The sequence below is a fragment of the Candidatus Cloacimonas sp. genome (genome assembly GCA_039680785.1).
Classification (GTDB): Bacteria; Cloacimonadota; Cloacimonadia; order Cloacimonadales; family Cloacimonadaceae; genus Cloacimonas.
The window spans coordinates 37070-56054 of sequence record JBDKSF010000068.1; the positions used below are offsets into that span (position 1 = coordinate 37070).

An 18985-nucleotide genomic window follows, 5' to 3' on the forward strand; every position below is an offset into this window, starting at 1 on the left:
GCAAAATAGCAATTATCTTCATTGCCTCAGAATGTAACTTCTCCTTAGTTACGGCAAGTGACTAAATTAACTAACTCGCTGCCACAGCATACCTTGATTGCTGTTTCCATACCTTTTTTAAACGGATTGCATACGCCCAATACGCTGCCACTGCATACTCTGCTTACTGTTTCCATACCTTTTTTAAACGGATTGCATACGCTAAAAACGCTGCCACTTCATACTCTGCTTACTGCCCCTTTATCGTTTTGCCATCCATTTTTTTATTTATCGCTTACCGATTTATCTAATGCCCCTCGCTTTGATGCCGTTTGCCTGTCAGACCCTTTCTACTACAATTTCCGTGTATCCACAGCAAGAATTATTTCTTCTTCTGCTACAATTTCCCCATATTCACAGCAAGAACTAATTACAACCTACCCAAAAATGCTCTTCTACTGCCCAGGCATCTTCCCTTTATGCTGCATTGACATAGCAGTAACATTTCCGTAACGAAACAACGGCAGTGTTACGGCAGCGTTACTTGATCGTAAGAGAGTGCACTGTGTAACAAATAATTAACTGATTCTATCTTATCACAGCAAAACCATTGAATAATTAGGAACAATGGCATTCTCTCTATGATTTTTGGCTGATGGGGAGAAATAATTAAAATCCTGAACAAATTATCCTATCAGAATTGAATACAAGAGACCTCTACTTGCTATTTCTCCAATCTCGGCTAACAAATATCTGCAGATGATTGGAAAGGATAGCAAAGAAGGATATTTTTTACCTTTACCACCCAGATGAGAAAAATTTTGTACTTGACAGAACTGAAGCACTAAAAATATAAGAAAAACAACTATGCGAGGATAATGATTTATTATGAAAGATGAATCTCATTTATCACACACACTAAGCCTGATAGAGCAATCGGTAAAATTCCATTCATAGTCTGAACTGTTGAGGAAGATGATGGATTTGCAACAAAACATCTGTCCAATATGCCATAGAGAGTTAAGTGAAAACCTAAGAACAAGCGATTATGGAAACATAGTTCATGTTGTATGTGCATACTGCGGTAACTTCAAGATAACAAATCATGTATTACTTGATATGTTGAGTGAGAGACAGCAGAAAAATGAGCCAGACATGGACATGAGTATTGCCTTAAGACATCTATCATCTATGGCAGCAGATGAGATTGATTTAAAGTATGAAAACTACGAAAAGATTAAGGGTAGTATTCAAATTCCTTCCGATCCATTGGAAGTTCTCGATCTTCTTATGCTTTATTGTGGGAAAAAAGCTACCAGGTTCAATGTAGGTATAACAGTTCCAAAAATCGATATTCCATTATTGTATGTGCACGATGACAACGATATGCAAGCATTACTTGAAATGGCTCAGGAATTGGAGTACATTGATCAGTATCATTCAGAACAGAATAATTATGTGTTTACACTAAAAGTCAAGGGATGGGATAGAATAATCCAGCTTCGTAAAGTTAGACCAGAATCTAAACAAGTGTTTGTGGCAATGTCGTTTAACAATAAATTAGACGAAATCTATCATCAAGGAATTGCGAAAGCAGTTGAACAATGCGGATTGATCCCTATCAGAATAGACCTTGTTGATTTTAATGACGAGATAATATCAAATGTATTAAGTAGGATAAACCAAAGCAGATTTTTAATAGCGGATTATACAGATAATAGACCAGGTGTCTATTTTGAAACTGGTTATGCTATCGGTAGAGGTTTGCCAGTAATTTATTGCTGTCGGGAAAGCGATAAAGGGTATATTCATTTCGATATTAATCATTACAAATTCATTCATTGGATTGATGTAAGTGACTTTAAGACCGAACTTGTAAAGAGGATAACTAATACTGGTCTAAATACTTAACTTAATATGTTATAAACCCTTTGAGGAGAATTGATGACTAAACAAGAGTTAGAAATCTATGAATCTCCTGCAGTTATTAAACACATAGAGATTTTGCAGGATATCATCAATAGAATGGCTGGAAACAGCGCAGCTTGTAAAACATGGGCATTAACAATCGTTACAGGTATAATAGCTTTGTTTTACAATGATGGATTTCCCATATTGCTTGGCATCATAATTGTAGTTCTTTTCTTCGCCTTAGACTCGTTTTATGTGGGTCTTGAAAGCCATTTTAGATGTCTTCATAAAGAATTCGTGAAAAAAATGAATGAAAACAAGCTTGTAATAGAAGATATCTACAGCATCAAGACCAAGCGTAATTTTCTTATTCACTTACAGTTCATTTTGTATGGAATGAGATCATTTTCCACTTTATTCTTTTATCCACCTATTTTGGTTATAATCGTTGTTCTGTTTTTGTGTAATTAACATAAAATAAATAAGGAGGTTCAAATGCCAAAGAGACAAGTTTTCTACAGCTTTCATTTCAAGAACGATGTTATGAGGGTTCAACAAATAAGAAACATTGGGGCAATTGAAGATAATAAGCCGGTATCAGAAAATGAATGGGAGGAGATTAGGAGAAAAGGGAAAGATTCTATTAAGAAATGGATCAATGTCAATATGAGTTATCGATCTTGTGTCATTGTATTGGTTGGCGAAGAAACAGCTGACCGTGAGTGGGTTCAATATGAAATAAAGAAAGCTTGGGAAGATGGTAAGGGATTACTTGGAATTTACATTCATAACATTCGGTGTCCGAGAAACGGTAAATGTAATAAAGGTGATAATCCTTTCGAACAATTTACTTTACAAGATGGTACTAAGCTATCAACTAAGGTAAAATGCTATAACCCAAAATCTGATGATGCTTACAACGATATAGCTAAAAATCTTGAGAAATGGGTTGAAGAAGCAATTGAGAGTAGGAAGGAGTAGATATGTATAGGGGATTTAATGTTAAGAATATCGAGATAGAAGATGAAAAATACTATAATAAAGGATATGAGAAAATGGTTGAAAACAAGAATGCAATTTCTGATAAGTTACACAATTTCATTCCTAATAATGGTAAGATCGATGGAACAAATATTCAGAACTCTTGGTTCCCAACAATCGACGCAGATGTTTTTATTTCTCATGCCCATAGTGATGAAAACATTGCTCTTACATTGGCTGGATGGTTATGGTGTCGTTTCCGCCTAACATCATTCGTGGACTCTTGTGTTTGGGGATATTCAAATGACTTACAGAAGATAATTGATGAGCAATTTTGTAAAAAGGGTTACAATTCGAACAGTTATGAAAGCAGAAACTTTTCTACTAGCCATGTGCATATGATGCTTGCTAGTGCTTTAACGATAATGATTGATAGCGCAGAATGTTTATTTTTTTTAAATACGCCAAGTTCACTGTCAGTAAGTGACATTGAAGATAAGACTTGCTCTCCTTGGATATATCATGAATTAACTATCAGCAAGTACATAAGAAAACGATTTCCAACAAGACATAAACGCAAGAGTTTATTAGCCTATAGGTCAATACCAAAAGAAGCTCGATTAAAAATGGAATACTATATTGATTTGTCAAATTTGGTTACAATATCAGAAAGTGATTTGGTTGTTTGGGGAAACCACTGTAAGAGTACTAAATTAAATGCTCTTGATGATTTGTATAAAAGACATCCTATTAATCCTATTAAAAAGAGAAGTGCTCCTAAAGTGTGTAGATATCCATGTAGTTAAAAACAGAGATTATATTAACTTTGAAGTCCGGTATTTCCAATGAAACAGTGGAAACAGAGTATGGATTTCTAAGACACCAATTTGGTTCATTTCTGATAAGGAGAATAGATGAAAAAAGTTATACCAATAGTAAGTCCCGCTGTTAATTATCTAACTTATGTTCAAGCAATTTGTGGCATAAACTGGGAAATTGAAGATAAAGAGCGTAAGAACGAAATGCTCTCGGAAGAAGATCAAGTTTATATGCAATCTTGTGCCGATAACTTGAGATTTGGAGATGGCTCGGTATCCTCATTAACAGAGATATTTTACTTCCTTCCAGCTTATATATTCAAAGAAAATAGTGCCGGCATTATGGAATATTTTTCCTGTTTAGAACACTGTTATGATGTAGGTAGTCCATCACCTTTAATTGAGGAATATGGTGACCATATTAAACGAATGCAAGAATTTAATGCTTCCTTTTTACTGACTATTAAATCATTAAATCAGGAAGAAGTACTCTTTAAAATCAAGCATCTAAGCACTATATATAAAACATATTACCTGAAATATTTGCACTTGATCTGGAGCCACGATAAAGTAATTATAAATAGAACATTTGATTACATAAATGAGACATTCTCCGTGAATGACATAGTTAGTAAATGGGAAGTAGCTACAGGTTTTGATCTGCTTGCCGAGCAATATCAGCTGATTATAGTTCCCTCTCTTCAGTTTGGACCATGCGCAAATTCATTGCATTATGGTGTAAATATCTTCCCGGCTATTACAGAATACTGCCCTAAGGAATACTTTGATCATTTTATCTCGCATGAGATTGGAACCCACATCCTAAAACCTCACACTTTAGATAAAGCTGACATAGCAGATGATAATTTTCGCATCCCCTATATTGCTTTTGAGAATCTGGCAAAACACATCAACCTAAAGATCCTATCAAATAGATATCAATATGAGTTAGGTGAAGAATATTACGAGGATGCGATTTTTGAAAGTATCTATAATAATCTGGATACATTGGCTAATGATGATATTGGTGCTATGTACTTTACTGCCATAGACCAGTATAAGAAATTGAAATCATAGAATGATTCCGATATGTAGGAATGTCACCTGTTGTCTGCTATATGTTTTTATAATCTGACATTATGACGATCTATTATTGCAATATTCGGTGATACTTCCTTTCCCTTTTCAGTAATATATTTTCAATTTTCGCTGATACTTTATCCTAAACTCATCCTTGGGATTGTTGCCTTGCAGAAAAAGCTTGACATCCACAGGGCTTTAGAGTATTATATTATAAATGATTTATCTTGTTTGGATACATTGGGGATAAATGCTTCCGTGCCTTTGCCAAAAAGAATTCGGTAAGCAGGTGGATTCCCAAAGAAAATAAGTTGTAACCAGAAAAATTTGATATTAGTAAGTATCAAAAAAGCGAGAAAGCAATGAAACAGATCTTAACAGTTATTTTGGTTGGCATAACCGCGTTACTTATGGCTCAATACGAAATTCCGTTTGGAAACATTCGGCATAGTTCCAGAGATGAAAATGGAAATATTCATTTGCGTTGGGAGGATTTAAGCGGTGGGACATTAAATCCGGATTTTTTGTATAGTGCAAATGATGCACCTTGGCAGAATTCCCCTATTCAAGATATTTCCACCGGAGAAAAAGAAGCGTTGGCACCTTATACTTTCGGTCAAAAATTGCGATACCGTCTTCATTACAGCATTGAAGAGATGGGTGAAAGCATTGCAATGATGCAATCTGCCTATTGGGATAGTGATACATTTCCTCCGCAACTAAATAAAATGGCTTACATAGCTACGGATGCGGAAGGAGACAGTGTAACGGTATATTCTCAAAATCTGGATTTGCGAGAGTCCTATACGGCGATCAGCTCAGACAAAATATATTTTTCAATGCAGAACCTCAGCGGGAATTTTCCGATAATGAATTCCTTAACCAGTTATAATGTTTACCTGGGTGTTTTGGGCAATGTTAGTTCGCTGATGGATAGTGTTGGCTATGCAATGATCTATAGTTTTAATATTCCCGGCGTAGTTTCCAGTGGATTGTATAAAGTGGGTTATGATTCAGCAACTCAGATGCCGGTTTTTACGCGGTTGGGCAATGTGCAAAGTCAGGTTTCCGGAGGGGCATTAAATCTTGCTTGCAATATCAGTGATTTAACTGCCGATCCTGATTTCGGCTCTTTGCCGGACGCTTTATTGATGTTGGGGCTTACGCTGAAGGTTGATATTGACCTGGCAAATCTTCAACCCCAAATAGGACTGGGCGATTATAGCACTCCTGCCTACATAATTTTTCAAGACAATAATTATCAGGTTAGCCAAAATACCGCTCCCGTTTGCACTTTTAACAGTTATGATCCTTTCACTGAACTTATTCAGATAGATTATTTGGATGCGGATGATGATTTTCCTTTGTTGGCGGAAACCGAATTACCCGATGGAACAATTTTGCAATTTGTGCCTACAGGTGTGGATTATGCTTTGGGCGTCACTTACACTGTGCAATTACCGGATGTGAATATTCCTTACATTACTTGGAGGTTTAGCGATAACGGTTTTGATATAGTTCAAAGTGAATTTCATTTAGTTGCCAATCAAGATGAAAACATTGTGCCGACAAAACTTTCTTGCTCTCTGCCAAATCCAGTGTATTCATTTCCGGTGATGATAAACCTGAAGGGCTTGAGTGCCAAACCGATAAATATAGAGATTTATAATGTCAAAGGACAAAAAGTAGTGCAACTGCATAATCCCAAAGCGGAAAATGGCAAATATAGTGTAAGTTTAAATAGAAATCAACTGGGTTCGGGAGTTTACTTTATGAAAGTGGAAAACGGCTCTCAAACTCTTAAGCAAAAATTTGTGGTGGTAAAGTAAAAGAAGATATGTTTATTGATTATGCCAGAATAAAAATCAAATCCGGCAACGGAGGCGATGGAGTAGTTAGTTTCCGACACGAAAAATATGTTCCCAAGGGCGGTCCTGATGGTGGGGACGGAGGCAAGGGTGGAGATGTTATCGCTATGGGAGATAGCAATTTAAACACTCTTTTGGACTACCGCTATCATAAAAATTTCAAAGCCGGAAACGGAAAACCAGGTGCAGGAGCCAAAAAAAGCGGCTCTAAAGGTGAGGATTGTGTTTTGCGTCTTCCTTTGGGAACCGAAATATATGTAATTGAAGAAGATAAACGCTATAAATTGGCAGATGTCACGGAAGCGGGAGAATCTGTTATTCTCTCCAAAGGTGGTTATGGAGGCAAAGGCAATTCCAATTTCGCCACTCCCATCAATCAGGCGCCCAGAATTGCCACTTTAGGCATAAAAACCGAAGAAATGGAACTGGAATTGGTTTTGAAACTGATGGCAGATGTAGGTTTGGTTGGCTTTCCCAATGCCGGTAAGTCAACCCTTTTAAGTGTGTTATCTGCGGCAAAACCCAAAATTGCGGACTATGAATTCACTACCTTGGAACCAATGCTGGGCGTTGTGTATGTGAGTGATTATCAAAGTTTTGTGCTGGCAGATATTCCGGGCATAATTAAAGGTGCGCATTCTGGTAAGGGATTGGGAGATCAGTTCTTGCGTCACATCCAGCGGACTCATCTTTTGCTGTTTTTAATTGATGTTGCCGCTGAAAATCCCCTTGAGGCATATAATACTCTGAAAAAAGAATTGTATCTATATGATTCCTTTATGGACAAAAAGCCGCATCTAATCGTTATCAGTAAAACCGATACTATCCCGCCTGAAGAATTGGAAGGCAAACTGGCAGAAATAAAAAAATCCTTCCAAAAACAATATCAGGAAGATATAATTGCCATTTCTTCCGTCAGCAATGAGGGTTTGAACGAACTTAAATACAAAATTTACAATATGTTGCAGCAGAGTAAGTAAGTGGATAGATTCAATGCTTGGATCTGCCTGAAATCTGCTCCGCTTTTAGGACCAAAAGGTGTTCTGGAAATTTTACAGCGCTATCCTGATCCACAAGAGTTTGTGGGAAACCCCGCTCATAACATCTACCGTGAGGATAAGCTTAAGCCAGAAACTATCAAACATTTAAGTAATTTTGTCCTGCCGGAAAACAGCCCTAAAATAGTGGACTTGCTGGCTAAATATCAGATCCAATATCTTTGCCTAACCGATCCTGACTATCCTGCCTGTTTAAAGGAGATTTGTGATCCGCCCTTGATTTTGTATTACAGAGGAGACCTTTTAGAAACCCTCAAAGACCTTTGTCTGGCAGTTGTGGGAACCAGAAAACCTACTTCCTACGGAGTGGAAATGACTCGGAAAATTCTCTCTCCGCTCTGTGAAAAAGGGGTAAATATTATCAGCGGTTTGGCAATGGGAATTGATACAATTGCCCATCAGACAGCTCTGAAAGCAAAGACAAAAACGATTGCCGTTTTTGCTTCCGGTTTGGAAACTATCTATCCGCCAATGAATAAAGCCCTTGCCGAGCACATTATGGATAATGGGGCATTAGTTAGCGAATATGAACCCGGCAGCAAATTGGAACGCTGGAATTTTCCTGCGCGCAATAGAATTATCAGTGCCCTTTCCCAAGCAATTTTGGTTGTGGAAGGTTCTCTCAATAGCGGCGCTATGCTTACTGCCAAATTTGCTCAGCAACAAAATAAACCGCTGTTCGCCTTGCCGGGAAACATTAATAACCGCAATGCACAAGGTCCCAATTTACTAATCCGACAGGGAGCTACTTTAGTAAGTTCCGCAGATGATTTAATCACTGATTTTGGGCTAAGCTCCTCTGTGAAAGAACAGCTGGAATTGATTCCGGAGCTTTCTGCTGAAGAACAATCAATATTTGACCTTCTTTCGGAAGCACAACGAGACATCACTTTTGATGAACTTTTGCTAAAAACCGGGTTGGGCTTTGGAAAACTTTCCACCTTGCTATTGAATTTGGAGCTGAAAGGAGTGATAGCCAAAAGTAGCGGAAATAGCTATATCAAATTGTGAGATAATTTCTTGTAACATAGAAAGCAAGGGAAAGGAAAGGAAAGGAAGCAAGAGGTTATTTTTATATTCACTGGTAACCTAAAAACCCAGAAACCCTGTCCCAATCTTCTCATCAGAATTAAATAACAATAAGACCCTTCCTGTTATCCCTCCAATTTTAACTGATAAATATATGTAGCTGATGGGAATGGATAATAAGGAGGGATACTTTTTACCTTTACCACCCAAGAAATGGCTTACGGTAATTTAGTCACCTTGCGAACCAGTTTCCCGTTTCCATAGTTAATGGAGACAAAATACAATCCCGCCGTTTGATTGACAAAGACCTCGCTGAAGTCAAGCTGTGTTATCGCTCCGGCTTTCAGGATGTGCTCACTTTGGGTTATCAATCTCCCTTTTAGGTCGTAGATACTTATGCAAACAGGGCTGGAATTCTTTGCTTCCAGAATCAGGGAGAGATCACTGGCAAAGGGATTGGGGCTAAGGACCGCTTTCAGAGAATGGGTTTGAACTACATTATCTTCATTGGCAACATTGGGATCTGCTTGGTTCAGAACATAGAGCATACCATTATTCACAGTTAGGGTGTAGGCAATTATTCCATATTCTTTGGTTTCCCATTGATAGTAGTAATAGCTGATCACATTCGTTTGATAATAGTAGCGAACCAGCAAAGCAGGATAACTTCCCAGTGGTGTGCTAACTTGACCTTCGGCTATCACTTTGCCACTGACTACATAGGTTCCATAAGCCCAATTATGCGTCCCCGACCAGGTTTTGCCCAAATAATGTGGTAAGCCCATAGGAACAGGTGGATTCCAAACAAAATCCGGAGAAGCCGTGTAACCAATGCTGAGAATGTCACTACCGGTATTTTGGTAGTATTGAGTTCCACTGCTGTAATAATCCAGTATGTTTTGCTCAAAAACGGCAGACATATTGGCATTGGGGAAGCCGTTTACATTCTGCACACTGTGGAAGATGTTATTGACATATCCGGCAGAAGGCATATTAAAATTCCAAAGCTTGTTTGTGCCTTCCGAGAGGTCTGTTCCAGAAGAATTCCAAGGTCCTTCACTGTAGTTTCTGATCTTTCCTTCTGTGTAGCCATAATCGCTAACTTCGATCGTAAGGCAAAAACCCCGTAGCCAGTATAGCGAGATCGCCAATATCAATAGTATCCTGCGCATTTTCAGATTCCTTATTCCTTTTTTTGTATATTATGAGGGCGTTTTCCTCTTTTGGCTCTACAAATGACGCTTGCGGGATTGTGTCAACTTTTCTTTCTGCTGGCTTATCCCTATTTTTCACCGGAGCTTTATTTTCATTTTTCCTGGCTGATATGTTCTGCTTAATTTACCTTGACACATAAGGCAATGTCAATTTTATGGATTAACATACATAATTGTATATAAATTTAAGGAGATAGCTAAAAAATGAAAAGGACTTACCAGCCCTCAAACACATCACGCAAAAATACGCACGGTTTTCGTAGCAGAATGGCTACCAAAAATGGACGCAAGGTTTTAGCTCGCAGAAGAGCAAAAGGGAGAAAGACCTTAACCGTATGAATTTATGGTCAAATGGATTACTTCTCATTCTGACTATGCCGATTTTTTTCATCCCGCTTTTGAAATCCGCACAACATATTTTTATGTGCCCGTGCTCAGAGGTGAAAGTGCAGCGGGCATTACCATCAGTCGTAAAATTGGCAACGCCGTTAAACGCAATTTGCTTAAGCGCAGAATCAAATCTTGGTTGCGTACGAATCAGGAAAATATACCGGTTAATTACCGTTTTAATTTAATAGCCAAAACAGGGGCAGCGGATCTAAAATGGCAGGAATTATCACAAGAGCTATTAAGAGTGATAAATCAATTAACATCAAAAGCATCCTGCTAAAGCAGGTTTTGCGGTTTCCTAATCTGCTTTTTTTGTTTCTCATTCGTTTTTATCAGCTCGTTTTTTCTCCCTTTTTACCTGCCAGTTGCAGATTCGAGCCATCCTGTAGTGTCTATGGCTATCAAGCATTCAAAAAATATAACTTTTTTAAGGCATTTTATTTAACTACCCTGCGTATCCTGAAATGCAATCCTTTTCACAAGGGCGGATACGATCCACTTCCCTAAAGGTTAAACAATGGAAAAAAGAACATTACTTGCGCTGCTACTCGTTTTCATTCTCTTTTTAATCTTCAATGAATTCGTTTGGAAGCCACAACAAATAAAACAACAGCAGTTACAACAACAAGAACAACGATCTCCCGTTCCCCAAACAGTTAAAGAGCCAGTCAAACCCGATTCCAGCAATTTTATTGCTTTGTCTGACACTCTTTTAGCAAAAGGAATTACGCCTGCCACAATTCAGCTCTCCAATAAATTGATGACCGTTACTTTCAGTAACAACGGGGGTGTAATTAAACAAATTGAATTGCGTAATTATGCAATGCACGACAGCACTAAAGTTAAACTGATTCCTGCAAACAATTCACTTGCCGGCATAAAACTCATTCATCCCGCCACTGAGACCCCTTTAAAAGATGTTATTTTTAACTATAATGTCTCTCCCGATTCAATGGGAATCACTTTTTTCCTGGGTGATGAGAAAAATCCGCAAATCAGTAAAAGTTTCGCTTTGGACGATCAATACGGCATAGCTTTGGATGTGGATGTAACTAATTATATAGTTACCAATGGCATAGAAGTAGATTTCGGTTGCGGAATCGCCGATACCGAAAAAACTACCAAAAGCAAAATACAGGATTATCGGTTTATGTTTTATGCCGATAATGAGATTTTTAAAACAACTTTGGCGAAAATGAAGAAAAAACAGCCCTCCGGTTCTTTTAACAGTTTCAACTGGATGGCTTTACGCGGTAAATATTTTACTCTTGTGCTAAAAGAAAATGAGCCCGCTCTGATGCGTTCTTTCAGCACCGGTTTGAATCCAGAAACAGGTAATCCTACTTTTGTGATTGATTCCCGACAAAGCAATCCCAAACAAAGCTGGCATCAAAGTTTTGTCATTTATGCCGGACCTACGGACTATCAAATCCTGCAAAAATATGGAAAACAAATGGATAGCATTCCCGAAAGGGGCGCTTCTTGGCTGCGTTGGCTTTCCAATATTTTTGAGTGGATTCTGAAATTTTTACACCGTTACATTAAAAACTACGGAGTAGTTATTCTGATTTTTGCCCTGATTATCAAATTATTGTTGCATCCTTTAACTCAGCATCAATTAGTGCATAGCATGCGGCAGCAAAAAATGCAACCTTACATTGAAGAAATCAGAAAAAAATATGCCAACGATGTGGTAAAACAACGCGAAGAACTATCCAAGCTCTATAAAGAAAATAAAACCAGTATGACTGCCGGCTGTTTGCCATTGCTGATTCAAATTCCCATCTTGATTCCGCTTTATAGTGTTTTGCGTTATTCCCTCGATATGCGAAATGCTTCGTTTTGTTTATGGCTGAAAGACCTCTCCGAGCCAGATCCTTATATGATTCTCCCAATTATTATGGGTGGATTTATGCTTTTACAATCGTTGATGATGCGACCCAAAAATGTAGATACTTCGAATATGACGGAACAGCAAAAAATGCAGCAGTCCCAGATGAAAATTATGACTTGGGGTATGCCGATTTTTATGATTATCATCTTTCGTAGTATGCCTGCAGGTTTGGTTTTATACTGGACAACCTTCAATGTGCTGTCCATCATTCATCAATACTATCTTACCAAATACATCAAGAAAAAGGAAAATCAATGACCACTATAGATAAAAGCGGAACATCTCTGGAAGATATTATCAGAGATTTCCGCAAGGATTATAACATTCACGATTGGGAACTGCAATACGAAATCTTAAAAAAACCCTCCAAAGGCATTTTTGGACTTTTTGCCCACAAACTTGCCGTAGTGCGTTTCCAACTACCTACTACACAGGATAGAGCTAAACTTTTTATGCAGGCCTTACTGGAAAAAATGGGCATTAAATATGCCTCCTTAAACAGTAAAATGGAAGGCAAATCTATTTATCTCGAAATAAACGGTTCCGCCGATTCCGGTTTTTTAATCGGCAAAAACGGTTCTATGCTCGATAATTTGCAATACTTGATAAATCGTATTTTTGAAACCGACCGCCAGGTGGAAAAAATTTACCTGGATGTAGATGGATATAGAGAACGCCAGGCAGACATTTTCATTAAACCCTATATTCCTAAAATACTGCAAGTTAAGCTAAGCGGAAAATCCATTACCTTGGAACCGATGACCGCTTCCCAAAGACGCATCATTCATCGTTTCGTGGAAAAAGAAAATGGCTTGCGCACTCTTACTATTGGCGAAGGCGAAAAAAAACGCATTGTTATCTTTTCGGCTCGCCAAAACGAAAAAGATGCCCTCTCTCAAAGCAAAGCCATACACCAAAACCGCAACCCTCATCCTGACCATCCAACCAAAAAGCCAGTAACAAAGACCTATCCCAAAAATAATAATGCCAAATCCAAACCGCACTTAAAACAACCTGATAATACGAACTAATATAATTATGATCAAAATCTTTCCTGTCCCCGCCGGTTTTTATTGGTCTGATAGCGGTGCCTTTATGGGTGTTTTACCGTATCCGCTTTGGAGCAAAAAATCCGAAATCGATGAACGCTTTCGCCGCAAACTGAATTTGAACCTACTCTTGATTCAAAGCGGAAACCGCAACATTTTAATCGATACGGGATTGGGCAACCGTCTTTCCGCCAAACAAAGAGATATCTATCAACCCGGTGAATTTCTGCTACCTGTTTCGCTTGCGGAATTAGGACTGCAAGATAAAGATATAACAGATGTAATTATGACTCATCTGCATTTTGACCACGCCGGCGGAATTGTTACCGATTTTGGAACTTATGAGGCATTAACTTTCCCCAAAGCCAGGTATTGGATTCAAAAAGCGGAATGGGAAATGGCTAAAAATCCCGATGAACTAAATCAGGCAGCTTATAACTTTGCACAGCAATTATCCCTTCTGGATCAAAAAGGGAACATCACTTTCGTTGAAGGGGAAGCGGAAATTGAACCCGGAATTACTTTAACCCAAGTTGGAGGCCACTCTGTCGGTAGCCAAATTGTGACCATCGATTGCGGCACGGAGTATTACATTTACGCCGGAGACATTATTCCTACTCTGTTTCATAGTTCTTTGGCAATAACTTCCGCTTATGATGTTTCCCGCATTCAATCCGTTGCTGCCAAAAAACTTATCTATAGTCGGTTACAAGAACATAACGGAATTTTACTTCTAAACCACGACATTTCACAATGGCAAATACCCTTTTCGGAATTGAAAATTGGCAAGCAAGCAATAAAGGATAAAATAGATAGTTAGTTGAAACAATAAAGTAAAGGAGAAATCCTCATACCGCTGTTTACATAGCTGCCAATAATCTATACAAAACCATTGTCTTTCCGTTCTTTTCCTACTTGTTTTCAGCTGAGGAAGCTGCAGTAAAAAGAGAGGTGAAAAAATACAATCTTCTTAATCTTTACATCCTTGTTTCTAAAGTTCAAACCTTGAATCCTGGTTTCTAAAACTAAATCCCTTACATCCCAAAAATCTTGTTCATCTCAGGCCTATTATCTTTTTGAATCTGCGAAATCTGCGTCATCTGCGTGAAACTAAATCTGTGTAATCTGTGAGAGAATATCCCAAAGGAAGAACGACATCCTCGTCGTTCCCCATACAACCGAGTTATCCAGTTTCCACTTTATTCTATAAAAGCTTTATTTATGTAGTTTCCGCATTATTACATACAAGCTTGATTTATCCAATTTCCACTTTAATCTATACAAGCTTGAGTTATGTAGTTTCCGCATTATTCTATATATGCTTGATAGTTTGTCTGTTGTGGTTGACGATGAAATCAACCCTCCTTTTTTTGCCGGGTTAAAACCCGTCGCTTATATCTGTCGTCCCGCTGGGACTAATTTATTTGTTTTACATTGCGCCGGGTTAAAAACCCGTCGTTAGTATGTATCGTTCCTAACGGAACTTAAAATTTGAAATACTCTAAATCCTAAAATCCTTGTTTGTAAAGAAGATAACATCATAATCCTAAAATTCTTGTTTCTAAATCTAAATCCTAAAATCCTGGTTTATAAAACTAAATCCCTTAAATCCCAAAAATCCTGTTCATCCCAGGCCTATTATCTTTTTAAATCTGCGTAATCTGCGTGAAACCAAATCTGTGTAATCTGTGTAATCTGTGAGAGGATATTCCAAAGGAAGAACGACATCCTGTCGTTCCACATACAACCGAGTTATCAAGTTTCCACTTTATTCTATAAAAGCTTTATTTATGTAGTTTCCGCATTATTCCATACAAGCTTTATTTATGTAGTTTCCGCATTATTCCATACAAGCTTGAGTTATCCAGTTTCCGCATTATTCCATACAAGCTTGAGTTATCAAGTTTCCGCATTATTTTATACAAGCTTGAGTTATGTAGTTTCCGCATTATTCTATATATGCTTGATAGTTTGTCTGTTGTGGTTGACGAGGACGTCAACCCTCCATTATTTTCGCACCTGATAAATATCTTGGTTTATAAAACTAAATCCCTTAAATCCCAAAAATCCTGTTCATCCCATACCTATTATCTTTTTGAATCTGCGCCATCTGCGTTATCTGCGTGAAACCAAATCTGTGAGAGCTAAATTTCGGTGTTTTCGGTGGCTACACAATTCCTGCAAACCTTCTTTTTAACCCATCCATAGCTCCTCTTTCTATCCTCTTCCACTCAACCTAAACGAGGGGAGGAGGAGGAGAGGATGAGGCGATGAGGACGGGTGGTTAATAAGGAAATGGTTGCAAAGATACCATTTAGAGTCAAAAAATCGCTATTCGGGTAGCTAACCGTTTATCAGTCAATCGCCTATCAGTTATCTTGATTTGTCGGCTTTTTATTTTGGTAGAGAGCGATAATATCCTCTTCCAAATCTGCTGGAACCATACCTTTAATGCTTTCTCCGTTAAATATTCGCCTTCGGATATCGGTTGCGGAAATAGGGCAGAGTTGAATATCCAAAACGGTAGCTTTCAATTGGTTAATAACTTGTGGCAGAAGTGGATAACCGGGGCGTGGGAGAATGATGAAAGAGACATATTGTTGTAAATAGGGATAGTTATACCACTTATGCAGATTGAGCAAATTATCGGATCCGATGATAAAAGTAAAATTCACTTCCGGATGCAGGTAAAACATTTTTTTCATCAAATCGGCCGTATAGCCGCTACCTGATTTATCCGCATCGGTTATGGCAAAGTTACTATTACACATAATTGCTTTTTCTACAAGGGCATAGCGTTGTTCAAAAGGAAGTAGGATGGAATTTTGTTTAAAATGATGATTGCCGCTGGGCGCAAATAAAACGCTATCCGCAGCCCGGAGCTTCAAAATTTCAGTCGCTATATGCAAATGACCCAGATGGACAGGATCAAAAGTTCCGCCCAAAATAGCAACTAAACCCTGCACTTTATTTTTCCAATGCGCTGAACTTTTTAGCTAATCTTTTTGCCTCTTTGGAATCGGGATAGCGAGTTTGAAGTTTAGTATAGCTTTCTTTGGCTTTTTCGAGGTTCTTTTGATGGAGATGAAGTTTGGCAGAATAGTAAAGCGCTTGACGGTCAATTTCGTTATAATTTCCCAGGGCGGTGATATCGTCAAAATACATTAGTGCGCTGCTATAGTCCTTCATTTTATAATATAGATAGCCGGTTAAATAGTCCTTCTCCAATAATTTATACTGGCATTTTTGAATATATTCCAGCGCTTTGCCATAGCGAGAATCACTTGGATAGCGATCGATAAAAGTTCTGAATGCCTCAATGCAATTTACTGTTTCGGTTTGATCATATTGGGGCGGAAGGGATTCTTCAAACAGACATTCGCCTTTGCGGAAATAGGCATCGGAGACATTCTCGTGATCGGGAAAAGAACTGATAAATTGTTCATACCGGGCGCGCGCATCGGCAAATTTATTCATCTTGAAGTAACAATCGGCTACTTTCATTGTGGCATAAGCAGTCGAAGCAGATTTGCGTTCAAAAGATATCTCTTCATAGATAGTCGCTGCCCGAGAATATTTACCTTTGGCATATAGTTCATCGGCATTTTTTAACTTTGCCTCCGTGGAAAGCTGGGTTTTGTTACTGCTGCAAGAAAAGAGGCAAAAAACCACTATCGGGATAAGAAGGAAGTATTTACGCACAAAAGATTCCTTTTTTTAATCAAAATTCCACAGCAGAAAAACCAGTGAACCAATGGCTGCACCGGCGACGATGGGTTCAAACCAGCGTTTATGTAAAGAGGAAGTGCTGGAATTTTTCTGCTCCGGTAAAGGTAAATTACAGGTGGAGATTTTTTTTACCTGCAAGGAAGGCAGCTCTATCTGCCGAATCTCAAAAATGTAAACAGGATAACGCTGAGTTCGATAGGAAAAAAAACTGCTGTGAGTTTCCTCTTGCCAGATAATGTTCATATTTACTTGAATCAGCAAAGCATTTGTGATGCCATAAGAGGAAAGGTTAATTGCTTTGCCTTCTTCCACAGAGAAAAATAAATCTCCGGTCTCGGATATATTATAACGCAGGTCTGCTCCCGCTTCGATCAGAAGAGAACTTATTTTTTCAGTTAAAACGGGATTCCAGTCGCCACAATTAATATCCAGAAAAAGCGGCTGCCCAATCGTAATTTCGGTTGCTATGTTCTGCGCTATTTTATCAAGAGCGGATAACTCTTGAGAAGATAGAAGGTTCGCACTAAGCAAGAGAACCCAAAAGGGCAGCAGATATTTAAACATTCTATACGGATTGTAAAAACGCCTTATAAGCCAGATAAGTTGAATATAAATCCGCTTTGGAACTAAGTTCATATAGCGAATGCATACCGATTAAGCCCACTCCGCAATCCAAAACTTCAGCTCCTAAATTGGCTAAAATATAGGCAATTGTGCCACCGCCACCTTCATCAACTTTGCCCAGTTCTCCTGATTGCCAGAAAACTCCTGCGCTATTGAAAATCCGGATGACTTTGGCTAAAAATTCGGCATTGGCATCGTTGCAACCATACTTTCCGCTGCTACCGGTAAATTTGCTGACGCCAATTCCACAATTGAAAAGGACGGCATTTTGTTTTTCGTGCACATTAGGATAATTGGGATCGATGGCTACAGTTACATCTCCACTTAATATCTGACTGTTAATAAATGTCTTACGCAAACTATAACTGCCATTGTCCTCTCCCTTGTAGGCAAGAAGATCGGCAACAAAATCACTAATAAATATGCTATTGGCGCCGGTATTACCCTGACTGCCCACTTCTTCTCTATCGGAAAGATAAACGATCATCGTGCGTTTTGGCTTTTCCGCAATGTTATTCAGTAAAGCCATCAACGCATTATAGGCACTAATGCGATCGTCCTGTCCGTAGCCAACAATCATTGAATTGTCCAAACCACAATTTCTTGCTTTATAGGCAGGGACTAATTGCAATTCCGCACTTAAAAAATCGGCTTCGGTAATGCCATATTTTTGATTTAACAGCTTGATGGTATATGCTTTAATTGCTTCTTTTTCTTCATTGCCAGGTTCCTGCATACCGGAAAAAATGAGGTTCATTTTGCTGGCGTCAATTGCCTCACCCAAGTTCTTGGTATATTGTTCTTTATGTGCCAAATGCGGTAAAAGATCAGGAATGATAAAGACCGGTTCATCTTCCTTTTCGCCAATGCAAATATTGAGAATGGAACCATCATTTTTAATGACTACTCCGTGCAAAGACAAAGGTGTGGAAACCCACTGGTATTTTTTGATGCCACCGTAATAATGAGTCCTCATACAACCCAGGGCACTGTTGCCGTCTTCGTATAAAGGATTTTGTTTAAGATCCACTCGGGGGGAATCAATGTGGGCTGCAACCATATTAAATCCCTGAGAGAGAGGTTCCGTTCCCAAATAAGCTATTGCCATTGTTTTGTTGCGAAATACACTGTAAACTTTATTGCTTCCTTTTTTGCTTAAGGGAGTAAATTTACTTTTTTGCAAGAGTTCCAAAATACAGGCAATTGTTTCTCTTTCCGTTTTTGCCTTATTCAAAAATTGAATATATGGTTCGGCATAAGCCATGGCTTTGTTTTGTTCATCCAGAGATGCTTCTTTCCAAAAGTTTTTGCGCTCATAACTGAGTGCCTCTTTTTGTGTTTTAGTGTTTTTCATTGCTACT

At 38.4% G+C, this 18985-nt stretch carries 20 protein-coding genes; 15 read left to right on the forward strand and 5 right to left on the reverse strand.

Translation table 11 applies throughout. From position 1 onward, the window contains the following. The first annotated feature begins 57 nt into the window (after positions 1–57). From ABFC98_04400 to dprA, 9 genes are all read left to right on the forward strand, one after another. Complete coding sequence (locus ABFC98_04400; protein ID MEN6445269.1) at positions 58–492, forward strand: hypothetical protein; 435 nt, start codon at positions 58–60, stop codon at positions 490–492. Positions 493–954: 462 nt separating this feature from the next. Then, positions 955–1890: a hypothetical protein gene (locus tag ABFC98_04405; protein MEN6445270.1), complete on the forward strand. Its 936-nt coding sequence runs from the start codon at positions 955–957 to the stop codon at positions 1888–1890. 33 nt (positions 1891–1923) lie between these two features. Then, complete coding sequence (locus ABFC98_04410) at positions 1924–2361, forward strand: hypothetical protein (GenBank protein ID MEN6445271.1); 438 nt, start codon at positions 1924–1926, stop codon at positions 2359–2361. Positions 2362–2385: 24 nt separating this feature from the next. Then, a complete protein-coding gene (locus ABFC98_04415; GenBank protein ID MEN6445272.1) occupies positions 2386–2871 on the forward strand; it encodes a TIR domain-containing protein in 486 nt (161 codons plus the stop codon). 2 nt (positions 2872–2873) lie between these two features. Then, entirely contained in the window at positions 2874–3677 is an 804-nt protein-coding gene (locus tag ABFC98_04420) for a hypothetical protein (protein ID MEN6445273.1), read from the forward strand. Between the two features lie 108 nt (positions 3678–3785). Next, positions 3786–4766, forward strand: coding sequence for a hypothetical protein (locus ABFC98_04425; protein MEN6445274.1), 981 nt, complete (start codon positions 3786–3788; stop codon positions 4764–4766). A gap of 365 nt (positions 4767–5131) precedes the next feature. Continuing rightward, positions 5132–6598 (forward strand): T9SS type A sorting domain-containing protein, encoded by a 1467-nt coding sequence (locus ABFC98_04430; protein ID MEN6445275.1) that lies wholly within the window; start codon positions 5132–5134, stop codon positions 6596–6598. Between the two features lie 8 nt (positions 6599–6606). After that, the gene (obgE, locus tag ABFC98_04435; protein MEN6445276.1) at positions 6607–7617 is read left to right on the forward strand and encodes a GTPase ObgE; all 1011 of its coding nucleotides are present in this window, start codon (positions 6607–6609) and stop codon (positions 7615–7617) included. Beyond that, positions 7618–8706, forward strand: a complete 1089-nt coding sequence (dprA, locus tag ABFC98_04440) for a DNA-processing protein DprA (protein MEN6445277.1) — start codon at positions 7618–7620, stop codon at positions 8704–8706. A 236-nt stretch (positions 8707–8942) separates the two neighbouring features. On the opposite strand, the gene ABFC98_04445 is transcribed toward dprA, so the two are convergent. Then, positions 8943–9896 carry a T9SS type A sorting domain-containing protein gene (locus tag ABFC98_04445; protein MEN6445278.1) on the reverse strand — a complete coding sequence of 318 codons (954 nt, stop codon included), beginning with the start codon at positions 9894–9896 and terminating at the stop codon, positions 8943–8945. Positions 9897–10142: 246 nt separating this feature from the next. On the opposite strand from ABFC98_04445, the gene rpmH reads away from it, so the two are divergent. From rpmH to ABFC98_04475, 6 genes are read left to right on the forward strand one after another with little or no spacing between them, the layout of a single operon-like run. Continuing rightward, positions 10143–10277 carry a 50S ribosomal protein L34 gene (rpmH, locus tag ABFC98_04450; protein ID MEN6445279.1) on the forward strand — a complete coding sequence of 45 codons (135 nt, stop codon included), beginning with the start codon at positions 10143–10145 and terminating at the stop codon, positions 10275–10277. 4 nt (positions 10278–10281) lie between these two features. Beyond that, positions 10282–10608: a ribonuclease P protein component gene (gene rnpA, locus ABFC98_04455; protein MEN6445280.1), complete on the forward strand. Its 327-nt coding sequence runs from the start codon at positions 10282–10284 to the stop codon at positions 10606–10608. Then, entirely contained in the window at positions 10542–10835 is a 294-nt protein-coding gene (gene yidD, locus ABFC98_04460) for a membrane protein insertion efficiency factor YidD (protein MEN6445281.1), read from the forward strand. The genes rnpA and yidD overlap by 67 nt, the downstream gene beginning before the upstream one ends. Before the next feature lie 10 nt (positions 10836–10845). Further along, the gene (gene yidC, locus ABFC98_04465) at positions 10846–12480 is read left to right on the forward strand and encodes a membrane protein insertase YidC (GenBank protein ID MEN6445282.1); all 1635 of its coding nucleotides are present in this window, start codon (positions 10846–10848) and stop codon (positions 12478–12480) included. Then, positions 12477–13253, forward strand: a complete 777-nt coding sequence (locus ABFC98_04470; GenBank protein MEN6445283.1) for a R3H domain-containing nucleic acid-binding protein — start codon at positions 12477–12479, stop codon at positions 13251–13253. The genes yidC and ABFC98_04470 overlap by 4 nt, the downstream gene beginning before the upstream one ends. 7 nt (positions 13254–13260) lie before the next feature. Beyond that, positions 13261–14091, forward strand: coding sequence for an MBL fold metallo-hydrolase (locus tag ABFC98_04475; GenBank protein MEN6445284.1), 831 nt, complete (start codon positions 13261–13263; stop codon positions 14089–14091). A 1549-nt stretch (positions 14092–15640) separates the two neighbouring features. On the opposite strand, the gene nadD is transcribed toward ABFC98_04475, so the two are convergent. The 4 genes from nadD to ABFC98_04495 are packed head-to-tail and all read right to left on the reverse strand — an operon-like array spanning position 15641 to position 18978. Further along, a complete protein-coding gene (gene nadD / locus ABFC98_04480; GenBank protein MEN6445285.1) occupies positions 15641–16237 on the reverse strand; it encodes a nicotinate (nicotinamide) nucleotide adenylyltransferase in 597 nt (198 codons plus the stop codon). A 1-nt stretch (position 16238) separates the two neighbouring features. Next, on the reverse strand, positions 16239–16973 hold the full coding sequence (gene bamD / locus ABFC98_04485) for an outer membrane protein assembly factor BamD (protein MEN6445286.1): 735 nt from the start codon (positions 16971–16973) through the stop codon (positions 16239–16241). Between the two features lie 15 nt (positions 16974–16988). Further along, positions 16989–17564, reverse strand: coding sequence for a hypothetical protein (locus tag ABFC98_04490; GenBank protein MEN6445287.1), 576 nt, complete (start codon positions 17562–17564; stop codon positions 16989–16991). A gap of 1 nt (position 17565) precedes the next feature. Then, positions 17566–18978, reverse strand: a complete 1413-nt coding sequence (locus tag ABFC98_04495) for an aminopeptidase (protein MEN6445288.1) — start codon at positions 18976–18978, stop codon at positions 17566–17568. Positions 18979–18985: the final 7 nt, after the last annotated feature.